The sequence below is a fragment of the Ktedonobacter racemifer DSM 44963 genome, assembly GCF_000178855.1.
GTDB lineage: Bacteria > Chloroflexota > Ktedonobacteria > Ktedonobacterales > Ktedonobacteraceae > Ktedonobacter > Ktedonobacter racemifer.
The window spans coordinates 1,670,141-1,682,899 of sequence record NZ_ADVG01000004.1 but is presented as its reverse complement, the minus strand read 5'-3'; the positions used below and the strand labels follow the sequence as shown (position 1 = coordinate 1,682,899).

12 protein-coding genes are annotated in these 12,759 nt (G+C 53.0%); 4 read left to right on the top strand and 8 right to left on the bottom strand.

Annotation, left to right across the window (positions count from 1 at the left end):
• Positions 1-68: 68 nt before the first annotated feature.
• From KRAC_RS49015 to KRAC_RS48990, 6 genes are all read right to left on the bottom strand, one after another.
• Positions 69-830, bottom strand: coding sequence for a DUF2182 domain-containing protein (locus KRAC_RS49015; protein WP_007920115.1), 762 nt, complete (start codon positions 828-830; stop codon positions 69-71).
• A 130-nt stretch (positions 831-960) separates the two neighbouring features.
• Positions 961-1,755: a DUF899 domain-containing protein gene (locus KRAC_RS49010; RefSeq protein WP_007920113.1), complete on the bottom strand. Its 795-nt coding sequence runs from the start codon at positions 1,753-1,755 to the stop codon at positions 961-963.
• Positions 1,756-1,912: 157 nt separating this feature from the next.
• Entirely contained in the window at positions 1,913-2,638 is a 726-nt protein-coding gene (locus KRAC_RS49005) for an SDR family NAD(P)-dependent oxidoreductase (protein ID WP_007920111.1), read from the bottom strand.
• Positions 2,639-2,855: 217 nt separating this feature from the next.
• Positions 2,856-3,311 carry an SRPBCC family protein gene (locus KRAC_RS49000; RefSeq protein WP_007920109.1) on the bottom strand — a complete coding sequence of 152 codons (456 nt, stop codon included), beginning with the start codon at positions 3,309-3,311 and terminating at the stop codon, positions 2,856-2,858.
• 232 nt (positions 3,312-3,543) lie between these two features.
• A complete protein-coding gene (locus KRAC_RS48995; protein WP_007920108.1) occupies positions 3,544-3,912 on the bottom strand; it encodes an ArsR/SmtB family transcription factor in 369 nt (122 codons plus the stop codon).
• An 84-nt stretch (positions 3,913-3,996) separates the two neighbouring features.
• Positions 3,997-4,461: an SRPBCC domain-containing protein gene (locus KRAC_RS48990; RefSeq protein WP_007920106.1), complete on the bottom strand. Its 465-nt coding sequence runs from the start codon at positions 4,459-4,461 to the stop codon at positions 3,997-3,999.
• 1,640 nt (positions 4,462-6,101) lie between these two features.
• Between KRAC_RS48990 and KRAC_RS48980 the strand changes: the two genes are divergently transcribed.
• Positions 6,102-6,674, top strand: a complete 573-nt coding sequence (locus tag KRAC_RS48980; RefSeq protein ID WP_007920104.1) for a P-loop nucleotide/nucleoside kinase family protein — start codon at positions 6,102-6,104, stop codon at positions 6,672-6,674.
• Positions 6,675-8,074: 1,400 nt separating this feature from the next.
• Here the strand turns inward: KRAC_RS48980 and KRAC_RS48970 are convergent.
• Positions 8,075-9,052: a tyrosine-type recombinase/integrase gene (locus tag KRAC_RS48970; protein WP_007920098.1), complete on the bottom strand. Its 978-nt coding sequence runs from the start codon at positions 9,050-9,052 to the stop codon at positions 8,075-8,077.
• Between the two features lie 511 nt (positions 9,053-9,563).
• Between KRAC_RS48970 and KRAC_RS72940 the strand changes: the two genes are divergently transcribed.
• Both KRAC_RS72940 and KRAC_RS48960 read left to right on the top strand, forming a co-directional pair.
• Positions 9,564-10,169 carry a DUF6368 family protein gene (locus KRAC_RS72940; RefSeq protein WP_007920096.1) on the top strand — a complete coding sequence of 202 codons (606 nt, stop codon included), beginning with the start codon at positions 9,564-9,566 and terminating at the stop codon, positions 10,167-10,169.
• Positions 10,170-10,183: 14 nt separating this feature from the next.
• Positions 10,184-10,699, top strand: a complete 516-nt coding sequence (locus tag KRAC_RS48960; RefSeq protein WP_007920095.1) for a helix-turn-helix domain-containing protein — start codon at positions 10,184-10,186, stop codon at positions 10,697-10,699.
• Between the two features lie 978 nt (positions 10,700-11,677).
• Here the strand turns inward: KRAC_RS48960 and KRAC_RS48950 are convergent.
• Positions 11,678-11,962: a hypothetical protein gene (locus KRAC_RS48950; RefSeq protein ID WP_007920093.1), complete on the bottom strand. Its 285-nt coding sequence runs from the start codon at positions 11,960-11,962 to the stop codon at positions 11,678-11,680.
• 362 nt (positions 11,963-12,324) lie between these two features.
• Between KRAC_RS48950 and KRAC_RS48945 the strand changes: the two genes are divergently transcribed.
• Positions 12,325-12,693 carry a hypothetical protein gene (locus tag KRAC_RS48945; protein ID WP_157508012.1) on the top strand — a complete coding sequence of 123 codons (369 nt, stop codon included), beginning with the start codon at positions 12,325-12,327 and terminating at the stop codon, positions 12,691-12,693.
• Positions 12,694-12,759: the final 66 nt, after the last annotated feature.

The window sequence follows — 12,759 nt, the reverse complement described above, 5'->3', positions numbered from 1 at the left end:
AAAAGAGAGAGAGGTGCTCCAGTCACGAGTCGGGTGCTCTATTCTCCTCTCGACATTGCGTACAAGCATTACATCCCTGTTCCATTCAGAAGGAGCGCAGCGGGCACGATCATCACGAGCATGCCAGAGAGGATCAGGGCCAGGCCCACTCCCTGAGCAATGCGCTCCCCTCGAGGAACCATTTTTTCGGCGAATATCACAACGGTAAGCCCTGCCATCGCTGCGATATTCATGATGCCCAGGGGGAAGAGGAGGACAAAGAGCAGCCAGTTCGATCCCAGGCAATAGATGCCGTGCTCAAGGCCCATCCGAAAGGCGCCCGTGGAACCGTCATGCCACCTGTCATGGATGAAATTCAGAGGCGTGCAGCATGTTGCCAGGCAGACCCGTTTGAGGGGGGTCAGCTGGTAGAGCCCGGCCAGCACCAGGATACCGCCACTAATCCGGGCCGCGTTCAGCATGATCCAGGGGATCTCCCCCGCCAACCCCGAGGCGGCGAGCGCGCCGAGATACGCGAACACGCCGAAGAGCGTCCAGACCAGCAGGTATGCGCCCACGAAGATCCAGAGAGACACAGAGAGTCGCCTGGAACTCGGCCTCTCACGCTGGACTCGTGCGAACGCCAGGTTCATCGTGGCTGTCGCGGGAAACATCATCGCGACCATCATCACGACCCAGATCGCTAGGAACAACGTGGCTCCCATACCCATGGTCAAACCCATGCCCATACTCTTCATCATGCTCGACTGCCAGATGAGAACTGCCCACGACGCGGCGGCCAGGATCACGAGCCCCGCCAGGATGAAAGTACGTTCTCGTTGCAAACTCATGTGTGCTTCCTTTTCCTCTTGTCTTAGGTCACGAGATTATCCGGGGCTCGCATCCCCACAGATGACGGGAGCGCGGGACCGATGGGTGCCCGGTCCCGCGCTGGCGTTCATACGCGTGTCCATGATAGGACTAGCTTTTGTACTCGTCGTGGCGGCGGTACCAGACACTGGCGCGCAGGTCGCCGGTACCTACGAACAGGTTCTCGTTGCGCCCGAGTGGCGCCCGATCGAGCCACTGGTACATGCCCCAGAGGCTGTCCAGCCCGCGCGCGAACGCCGAGTAGATGTGGTAGACGACACCATCCTCAAGCGCGAATGCGCTCATACCCGGTACTTCCCGCGTATACGTCGCCAAATCCGTACCAACACCCGCTGCGATCTCGGCTATCGGGTTCGGCTGGCCATCCTGGGGTGATGGCCGCACGTCCATCGTGCGGAAGTTGTACTCGACGGCTCCTGACTGTTGCTGCTCCTCGGTGTACGCCGCCTGGAAGTCGTAGTTGAAGTCGCTGCCGAACGACGACGCCCAGGGGAAGCTCCAACCCATGCGCTGCTTGTACGCCTGCAGTTTCGAAAGCTGTGCCCGCGACACCGCGCAGAGCGTCACGTCATGATTGGCGAGGTGGACGACGGAGCCGTTGAAGCCGTCCGCGATCGCCGAGCAGGACGGACATCCTGCCGTATAATCGGGCCCGAACATAAAGTGATAGATGAGCAGTTGCGAGCGTCCTCTGAAGAGATCGACGAGGGACGCCGCACCCTCGTCTGTCTCGAAGCGGTACGGCTTGTCGATGCGAACCCAGGGCAGCGCCCGCCGCCGCCGCGCCAGTTCGTCGCCGCGCCGCGTCAGCGCCTTCTCTTCCTCCAGCAACTCCAGCCGGGCCGCAAGCCACTCCTCACGGGTTCCGGTCTTATGATTGGTCATGGTTTCTCTCCTTTACTCCATCCATTTCTGGCTCACTCTTTCCATGAAGACACAACACAGTTCTCTCTTTTTCTGGTCGTCCGGTTATTCGATCCGATCTTGTGAGGGCTGTCCGATGAATGCTCTCGTTGTCTCGTCCGACGACCTTGCAATGTGCTCATGCCTTACCCTCCGATTCCGCTACGAGGGTCGCATTCTGGCGCTCAAGCTCCTTGATCGCACCGCTGCGCCAGCCCTCTGCCAGGGCCTCAGACATGGGGTCGGGAAAGATTTCTTCCTCTCCCGTCTCCACTCCGTCGAAGAGAGCTCGTGCGACGGACGCTGGAGAGGCTTTCGGTATGTCCAGGTATCGGGACATCTCGGTATCGATGGGTCCGGGGAGGACGGCATGAACGCTGACACCCTGTCCAGCCAGCAGCGCGCGGAGTGATTGGGTCAGGCTGAACGCGGCTGCCTTGGCGATTGAGTAGGGCGGAACGACCGGCAAGGCCGCCAGGGCCGCCAGGGAGAGGACATTGACGATGGCGCCCCGAGCACGAGTGAGGAGCGGCAGGAAGGCCTGGGTCAGGTCGTATGTGCCGAAGAAGATGACGGCGAGATGCTCTTGGATCGCGCTCCGATCGCTCACGTCGAAAGATCGCACGATACTGGCATTGTTGATGAGGATATCAAGCGATTCAACCTTCTCGACCGCTTCCTGAATCTGGGCCGCGTTTGTGATGTCCAGGGTCAAAGGCGTGACGCGCTGATCGGAATGTGCCATTGGGACACGCGCACCGGCATACACCCGCTTCGCGCCTCTCCTCAAGGCTTCCTCAACCAGTGCCTTTCCAAGGCCGCGATTGGTGCCTGTGATCAAAATGGTTTTGCCTGTGATATTCATACGATTGTTACTCCTTCTTTCCGATCCCTCTTGTAAATCCCACCAAGAAACGGCTCACGCGAGCACCATTATTCTGGTAAAGGTAATTCTTATACACTGGCCTATGAGGCCACTTCAGGGGTAGAGCGGACTACCAGAATAGTTCTACCAGAACAGCAGTTTCATGGTGGGATTTACCATTCAAGACCGGTAATCTATTTAGGTTGACAGATCAGCCTTAATCTAACCCTTTCCCCTGTGCGAGGTACCCTTTGCCGGTGGTAATGAGGTCGTATAAGCTCTCGGTGATTAAAGATCCCCAGGCACCTGAACAGTTTTTGTAACACGCGAAGGTAGGAACCAGGCCGACATGCGTAAAGAGAAGTTCGGTTTTGTCATCCTTCCTGGTAATCTCAAAGACAATATGCGTGTCTGTCCACTCGTCTTGCTCTTCGACGAAGGTAAGCTGGCTATCCAGGACGTGCCAAACAATCTTTTTCTCCGGCACCAATTCAATGATCTTCTGCGTGCTGTAGTGAATATCCTTGTAGCGGTAGGTAAACTCCGCGCCGAGTTTATCGGTACTCCCGTTTATTTCTCCTGCCCACCAGCCGCGAACATTGTTCACCGCTGCAAAGACTTCTGCGGGAGATTGATCGACAAGAAAAGAATCAGTGTAATTTGGATTATTCATGGCTCAATCCTTTCATAAAGAGACACACTTCTTTTGTCCCTTTTCTGGTTATCTAGTTGACCAGATCTGCTTTTGTTCATATAACAAATGTTTGAGCAAAACGACGGACAATATCCAGATGAGTTGCATCAGAGAAATCAGCGTGTTCTCATACAACGTTCGCGCAGTCTCGTGATCTTCTCGAGGGGCTTCGCCCCTCGAAATGAAAGGGTGGATCTCTGTACCAAGGAGCTTACTCCTCCCTGGCGCTCTGATCTGTCACCTGCGCGGATGGTGTGCCCGGTTCCTCAAGCAGATAGCTCCGCAGGGCAGCCAGACGCCGATCCCATTGGGCTTCAATTTCTCCAATCCAGGTCGTGACGGTCGAGAGCGCCTCTGGCCGTGGCACATACCGCCGCTCCCGACCCATCTCGCGGGCTGTCACGAGACCTGCCTGCTCTAAGGTCACCAGGTGCTTGATGATGGCTTGACGCGTGATGGGCAAACGGGTGGCGAAGCCTGCTGCTGTCCCTGAGCCTTCTTCGCACAAGTGTTGCAGCAACAGACGACGCGTGGGATCAGCGAGCGCCAGAAAGACGCGCTGCGCCTGTTCATCAGTCATCACCTGTTTCTCCTCTCCGTCTTCGCGAGATGCTCGTATCGATCACCTCCAACACGCCATACAAACTTCCTCGGACCGGATCCGTCACTCCACGACTTCCTGGCTCTGCAGGTACGCACGCAACCCGTTCAGGCACTCCTGCCAGCCATCCTGGTTGCCGCGATAGAGTTCCTCTGCCGGAACAGACTGAGGCTGGGAAGCAAACCCCGACTCAACCAGCGTGAGAAGCGTCCCTTCGGCCTGCTCTTCTAAGGTAATTTCCACCCGTGTGCTGGGTACGATGTCAAATGTGATCTCGGGGTGAGCAATCGCGTAGGAAGGCCAGCGAAAGGCAAAACGCTGGGTTGGCTCGATCACCTCGATCGTGCCAGAATAAGGACAAGGTTTATTTTCCCAGCGAAGTTGGATGGCACCGCCGACGCGAAAATCCATGTCACTCACCACTCCAAACCAGTGGGCAAGCTGTTCAGGTTTCGTGATGGCCTCCCAGACACGCTGGCGCTGGGCAGGCAAGACCATGGTTCGTTCGATACGATCAGCAAAAGGCATTGGGTTTCCTCTCTCTCTCGTGAAACAAGATGCTCTTGTGTGTTACTCAATAGGCAACTCTCAGATTGCCTATTGAGAGTATACCAGAAAAAACCACAATAAGCAACCCCAAAGTTGCTTGTTTAGGAGATGTCAGAAACAAGAGCAAGATTCGCGCGTGTGGTGAGCGTGGGTCTTTGGAAGCGGTTCTCTTCTGTCATGATTTCGTCTCTGAGAGGATTTGAGAGGGGGACAAACGGAGAAACCCTCCTCTGCGGCTTCTGTTCTCATGAAAGAAGAGCACGTATGAACGAAGGACATGCCTAAAATGAAGCCGAGTGCACCATTTCGGGGGGATATGCAAAAACCCCCAATAACCGTGACGTGTTGGGATAGCGGGAGGCTCTCTCCGGTAAGCGACCACCAATGAAGTGGTTGAAGGAAGCGAACAGAGCACCTAACCACACTGAACGTTTGACACGCATAAATGCGGGATCGCCTACAAGGGGAGACCCTCATGGCGACGGAGCCGCCATAGTAGTGCGCCTTTGTGTCACAAATGTCTCTCTTACCCGTCGGGGTAAGCTCACTAGAGCAAGGTGAGTAACACAGCGACTTACTCGCTCTCTTACGAGAGCGGGGACACCTTCACCCGAAAGGCGTGAGGGGAAAATAGCATGTCGTGCAAAATGCTGGTGAAGCTCCAGTCCCAGGAGCCAGAGGGAAGTCAAGTGAAGCTGTATATGGTGAAGTCTTGATTGGCTGAATCCAAGTCACGGCGGAAATGCGGCAGCCCACAGGAACGGGATAATCGCCTGTGTCCAACGTGCAGGGGAACGGTACTATTTTCTCTGCAAGCTCTCGTTGGAGCCAGCCCTCACGGAGAGGGAAATGACGAAATGGGCACCTACGTACAGACTGAGACATTTGATGGAACTGAGGGATTGCCTAAACTCCGTAAGGAGCAGGGTAACGGAGCGGCCATAGGAGTTTCCCCATGTGGGAGACAAAGGGTCGCAGGAGGCCAGACTCAAAAGTGGCGGTTGACATGGATGTGTCATAAGACCGCTATGGGAGCGGTGTTGAAAAGACACGGGCCTCTGGAGAGCTTAATGCATCGAAAGGGTGCACGTTAAGTTCGGAGGGGAGGGGTTGATGCTCCCGAGTAATCGGGACTTGGCCTCTTACCCTACGCCAAAGACCTGGGGTAATGCCCAGGACATGACGAAGGGCGGCAGAGAGTACTGTAAGGACTTGAAATGGGTACGCGAAATGCGAAAAAGCTCTTCAAGAAGCTACAGGAAATTGGAGAGCCGTGTGCGCGAAAACGTGCAAGCACGGTTCGGAGGGGGGAGGTCGGAAAAGGGCTGTCCGGCGATACCACCTGTAACGATACAGGCAGGTCTAAGGAAGATAGCAGTGCCTCGCCGGCCCCCTACCCTACCATTAAACTGGTCGTTTTTCCAACAATTATCCTGGTAGGCAAGCGGTACCAAGCACCCTATCCACCAGGATAATTGTTGGATTTTCACTGTGGTAATGGTAGGATTTACAAACGCGATGCCCACCATAAGGGTAAAAATTTGCTCCGTCTGAAATTGCTGTGTTATCATTTCACAACAGGAAGATGACCTTGAAAATCACTTGTCAGGAGCAAGCTTATGTCCACCCCTCACCTCATTATTGTCTCTGGCCCTTCAGGCGTGGGCAAAACCACGCTCGCCCAACGCTTAGCTGGCGACCTGCATCTCCCCGTCCTCCACCGCGATGGCATGATGGAAACGCTCTACGACGCACTGGAGATGCAACCGGAGACCAGGCACCCGCAGTTGAATCCAGCGAGCTTTCAGCTCACCTACTATATGGCAGGTATCCTCCTCGATGCTGGTCTCTCGCTGATCGTTGAGGCCACTCTGTCACGACCGGAACGCTCGACACCAGAGTTCCTGGCTCTCAAGGCCCAACACAACTTTGTGCCGTTGCAGATCGTGTGTGGTGGCGACGGCGAGGTCATCATGCAACGCTTCCTGGCCCGTACAGGGACTCCTGATCGGCATCCCTGCCATCGTGACCACAGATTGACCATAACCAAGCCAGAGGCCATCCTGCGTGGCTATCATCCCTCTATGGACATCGGCGGCGAGGTGATTACGCTGGATATGACCGACCCGACGTCATTAGATTATGGGGCGTTGCTGGAGCAGGTGCGAGTACGCCTGGATCTTTTTGCTTGACCTTAGTGGGCATATGGGAACTGCTATGCTACGCCGAGTTGCCCTGTGGTTGTAAATCCCAACAGTATCCTGGTGGACAGAGTGCTTGGTATCGCTTGCTAACCAGGATAATTGTTGGAAAAACGACCAGTTTAATGGCTCTTGTCCACTTCGGGGGCTTACTGTTCGCTTGTCTGGATCGCCATTGGGAAACAGTGATATAGTCCTTTCCAGAAGCGTCTTTCATCACCAAGAATGAGGTCATGATGGAAGGGACATCCTTGTTTTCCCTGCCGGAAGGAATGCTCGTTGAGCACATGGTAGTAAGTGCTAAGAGTGGTCAGATTTTCGGGTGAAGCGTGATCAATCGGTGCGAAGAGTGATCAGTTCAACTATTGACGAGGGGAAACCCGCTTGAGAGGCGGGGCGTCTTAGACCGTTTCTGTAAATTCGCGTGCGAATTTGCCTGTTATAGTCAGTCTTCAGTAGCAGGCTGGCGTGGCAAGACTCGCTCCTTTCAGCCCAAAACTGGGCCGAAGGGTAAGCGCTTCTGCTCACAATTCAAGCAAAATTTGCTCATGAATTTACACCGACGAAAGTGGTAAACGAGCTTTCAGAGCCATATTTCCAGACAGAAGAGTTGAATTGTTCACTCTTCGCGCTGATTGATCACGCTTCGCCCGAAAATCTGTCAACTCATCGCGCTTACTACCATCAGGGGCCTGTTACACATGTGAGAGAAAGTCTCAAAAATAGTTAACAAGCAGGAACATCGCACGGTTGATTGTGATGTTCCTGCTTGTATACCGTTTCCACCAAGATGAGCCATGTGAGAAGCAATAGACTCAGTTAGACGGGGAGAGTACCGAACTGACAATATTGATCTGGATAGCTAGGACTGTTTCAATGATCGAGAAAACAAACAGCTTGAGTTGATGTTTTACCTTTCCCATTGATTTTCCCTCCTCATCTTCCATGACAACCATACGAACAACACTTTGTAGGAGTATCACCAGACCCAGACCAAGTAACATTATCCAAGGGATCGAACCTTGCTCGCCCGCATAGCTGAACCTACTCCTTCTTCAACCATGTGGATCATCTCTTAGTAAAGACGAATAAATGTCTCTCAAGTAAAATGGAGAGAGCATTCATTTTCTTTGTGTGAGCTTGCAACAAGCGTGGGTACTCATACGATTACCCATTGGGGGAAGATCACCAAAACGTCCTTGCTCCTCCCGGCGCAGCTGTGCATGCTTCTGCTTTACAAAGGTTCGATAAATAGCCACGCGCGATGCGGCGCCATTCGTCCTCATGAATCAGGTGCCAGTTGTAAAAAGAGCTCTTGTAGTCGTTTGGCGACCACCCTCGCTCTAGTGCTTCCATGATCTGTTCCATTCCATCTTATGCTCCCTCGTGTGCTATCCTTTTATATCTTTGAGCTTCTTCTTGACTTGGTCGCGACTGACCTGGACATAACGAATAGTGGTCTGGATGGCAGGCGTCCCGGCTTTTGTAATATGGCCCAGGTAGTAGGCCACTTCCTCCAGGCTCCACCCAGCAGCCCGCGCGCGATGGGCAAAGTCATGGCGCAAATCATGAAAGGTGATATCGGCGATCAGTTCGTGCTCGGCCGCGCGTGCCAGCGTTTTTACCTGCTGCCACCACTGGTGGATACCGTCCTCGCTCCAGCGCCAGCCGTCAACCTCTCCAGCACTCAAGCGTTTCTTGGCACGCTGGCTGGTAAAGACATAGGCACTCTCCTTGCGTGTTCCCTGCTCCAGGTATTCATGGAGCGGGCGCCGAGCGCCGTTGGTCAGATCAATGGTGCGTGTCTTGCCGCCTTTATGCCCGACGGTCATCCACCCGGCTTTCCCATTCACATGCACCTGGTCACGCAGGAGCCAGGAGACGTCACTGACCCGGCAGCCTGCCCAGTACCCAAGAGCGAAGACGGCCTTGCCGCGCAGATCGGCTTCGCGCTCAATGAGATTCGCGAGCACGTAGCGCTGATCTTCGGAGAGTTCGCGTGGTGCAAGTAATGCCTGCGCAGGGACGGAGACCCCGTGTGTAGGATTACGGTCAAGCAACTGCTTCTCTTCTTGCAACCAGGTGCAAAAACCAGAGAGGGCTGCCTTGGCCTGCTTTTTTGCGCTGGAGCTGGAGAGGGTGGCCAGGAAAAACTCGATGGAGGTGCGAGTGATCTCCTGGGGATGGAATTGCTGATAGTTGCCTGGTCGTTGGGCGAGCCAGGTCACATACTTACGTAGGACGCGGGTATAGGCCTCGATGGTCGAGGGGTCTCGACTGGCGAGCACTTCGTCGCGATAAGCTGTAATCCAGACGTTGGCATCCTGGCCAGGGAAGGGCTGAATGATGGCTGAGGAAGTTGATTCCATGCCGTTGAAATCCTTTCAAAAAGTTATGCCGTGAGTTTTTGACGCTGATTCTGGCGAGGGGTGACCATGATTGTGATGAGGTTGTGCTCACACCTGCTCCCCGCTCTGACCCAGCTCACGGCATAATCTATATTATGCCGTGAGTTACCTTGAGAAGAGTATAGCGGATTTTCTCTCATTCGTCTATACTGAATGCCTATCTGAATGTTTTATTCGGAATGGTCAAATAGGTGTGGCTCCAGCAATATAGTAATGCATGGTAAATAGTAGATCTTTATAATGAGATCTCTTTACTGCTAAAAATCATTGGTTAAGAGGAGTTAAGCGTGTATGTCGGCAGTTGAGTCGTATCTTAATCAGGGCGTTGGGCAAAATCAAGTCTGCCGATCTAGACTAAGACAACAACTTCTGCTATGCTCAAGAGCAGGAAGTGAGCCTTTTTGATGATCGAGGAGAGTGGTGTGCTTCTTTCTCAAGAGCATTGACACTCAATTCCCGAAAGGAGAAACTGATGGCAGGACCAGTCGCGACCGTGGTCTTCCGCGAAAAGCTGACAGACAGTCAGATGCAGACAATTGATCATTGGTTGCTCTCAATCAGTGTGGTAGCTGAGGGGAGCATTGGGGATCGTCGTGTGTGGATACCGGGTACTGCATTTGGCTATCCCGAGAGTGAGGGACACCCCTTTTTGGTCACGTTGCCGGATCTGGAGCCGCATCCCGATCAGGAGCTCCTTTATTATGAAGATGAACAGGAAGAGGTACGATCTGTTCTTGGCTATCTTCCCACACATGGCGTGAGGTTGATCGCTATGGTGAGTGGACGAATCAGCCATTGCTTGTTAGGGCACCTCTCATGGCATTTGGCCAAGGAGTACGGTGGCTTGATCGATATGGAGGGAACCATTACTGGACCGTTTTTGCCAAAACTGATATCATGCGACAATGCCCCCGATCTGGAAGAGATCAGAGCTTTGCTGAGCAGCTTTCCAGGCCAGGTGTGGGAAATCTTCTCCGAGATCGAGCCGGAGAAGTTGGCCCCACTGCCCCACCATATTGTCGATCCGACCTTTTTGGAGGCTTGGTTGAAAGACCCACATTTCCATATGATCAAGTGATGAAGGAAATCATTATGGAGCAAGCGCAGCGACGAGCAGCCAAAGAGCAGATGCTTGAGTTGATGCAAGCTGGTGTATCCTGGCGGGAGGCTGCAGCCACTGCCGGAGTCCAAACGAGTCGGGCTACCGCTTATCGTTGGAAGCAAGAAGCTCGTATCCGAGGAGAAGCAGCCTTGCAAGATGGCAGACATGGGCACCCTGCCAAAGTGCTTCCTCCCGTGCTCAACTGGCTAGAGCTGCGGTGTCAGGCAACCTCGTTAGTAGCAAGTAGCCAATTGCAAAAAGAACTGCAAGAGCAGAGAGGAGTGCAGATCAGTATCAGTCACCTCAACGCCGTTCGAGCCACGCATGGATGGAGCAACGTCACCAAACAAGCGAAAAAAAATCCGGCAGGAGAAGAAGCGAAGGTTCAGGAAGGAGCCGGAGGACTGTTACTGCTGGCAGCCGCCCAAGAGACGGGTTTGCTCTCCAAGCTGGAAACGGCGATCACCTCGTCAGGGAGTGAGCCTTTTGCAGAACTGCATATTTAGAATGAGATAAGTTCAGGTGTTATTGGCAAGCGAAAGATGCTCAGCGATGGAAGTCTGGGAGCAACTTCGTACTCATTTAGTAGCCAGGAGTGTGCCTTTATGATGTAGGCATGCCTTCTCGCTCTCTGTCCCAGGGCGATGGGGAATATTCCCGGTTTGACTGGGACTTTCTTCGGGACCAAAACAGGGCCGTCGTCACCTGACGGTGGGATACGCCACCGATTATGCTCCTGATAAGATCACTGCTAAGGGCGTTCCCAACTCTCAAAATGTTTTCACAAGTTATTTGTCTTGTCATTACTATTCCTGCTTCAAGAGGAGAAATTACAGATGGGATCAATACTGAGAGCAACTTGTTCTTGTGGCTTTATACAAGAATGGATCCCGCTAGGTGGTGGAATGAGGAACTATGAAACTGTATGCTCGGCGCCAGCACTCTGCACATCTTGCGGTTTACTTGTTTGTGCCAACTATCTCGATGACATGCCCAGGTGTCCGTGTGGTGGAACAGTTCGCTTTTACAATGACCCGGCCCTCTACCGCACACCTGTTGGGGAACTCACTGTCGCTGATTGGAATATTCGTGAAAAATCCTTCTCGCTTCCAGACACCCACTACCTCTGTCCGAAATGTAGCGAGATGAATATGCACTTTCGCTTCGCAGGATGTTTTGATTAGGTGAATTGAGTTCATGTTCTCCGTCTGCTGGAAAAAGGAACGGTAATCGACCGGTATCTGAGCTATGAGGGGTTCCGACATTTTTCCCGCTGTTTTCTCCGCTAAGCAAGAGAGGAAATAGGCAGCATCAGAAGTATTTGGGGGAGAGAATGGGGCTCTTACAAGCCTATCTGGGCGCCAGAGAAAGAGGAAAAAGCGGTTTGCCACGCAAAATTGAGGGTTCACGCGGCTCCTCGGCGTTTCTTGGCTCAGCACGTGTCTTGAAATACTCTTTTTCACTTCTTATGCATGTACTGCTGCCTACTTGGCGGGAAAAACAACGAAAAAAATGTCGAGAGCCCGTGTTCGGTACAGCGGGAAAGAGAGGAGAACGCCCGTCACACCAATATGCCAATGTTCCCCTGGAAGAAGAGGGCCCACACTTTCCTGGATGAGAGGGATGATGCCAGGAATCCAGGGAACTAGTAGGCCCGCTGCCCCAAAAAAGCCGATCAGGCACAGCAAGGCAAACAAGGCGGCGACCACAGCGAAGACCATCACGCGCCACTTTTTGACCGAACGTTCTGGTGTCGTTATCACAGACATAAGTAGACTCCTTTCGATGGAAGAGATTGTTCCTGGAAGATGAGCCACTCTCATCTTCCAGGTCTACCCAGAGCATAATCGGTGGCGTATCCCACCGTCAGGTGACGACGGCCCTGTTTTGGTCCCGAAGAAAGTCCCAGTCAAACCGGGAATATTCCCCATCGCCCTGGGACAGAGAGCGAGAAGGCATGCCTACATCATAAAGGCACACTCCTGGCTACTAAATGAGTACGAAGCTGCTCCCAGACTTCCATCGCTGAGCATCTTTCGCTTGCCAATAACACCTGAACTTATCTCATTCTAAATATGCAGTTCTGCAAAAGGCTCACTCCCTGCTAACGTACTATAAAAATTTCAAGTCAGTGCTGGGTGAGAAGCTTCCGGCATTAATTCCACAAGTATATTTGCATTTTGATCCGAAGACCCTAAAGGAATTACAGGGAAATAGAAGAATACCAAGGGAGCGAATGGATTTTCTTCTTCTTTTTTCAGATCGGGATAGGGTGGTTCTTGAAGTTGACGGAAAACAGCATTATGCTAAGGGAGATATAGCAAACCCTGAAGAATATGCTCGTATGGTTGCAGAAGATCGCAAGCTTCGGCTGCGTGGGTATGAGGTATACCGATTTGGTGGGTATGAGTTGGCAACTGGGAAAGGGCGAGCCATTATCGATAACTTTTTCCATGTTCTCTTTGAGAAGCATGGCATTATGCCGCTTGTCACCCACTAATAGGGGTTGCGACATAAAAAACCTTCTAAATTCCGATGCCCCTCAGTGTACCGTCCCTCATCTCTT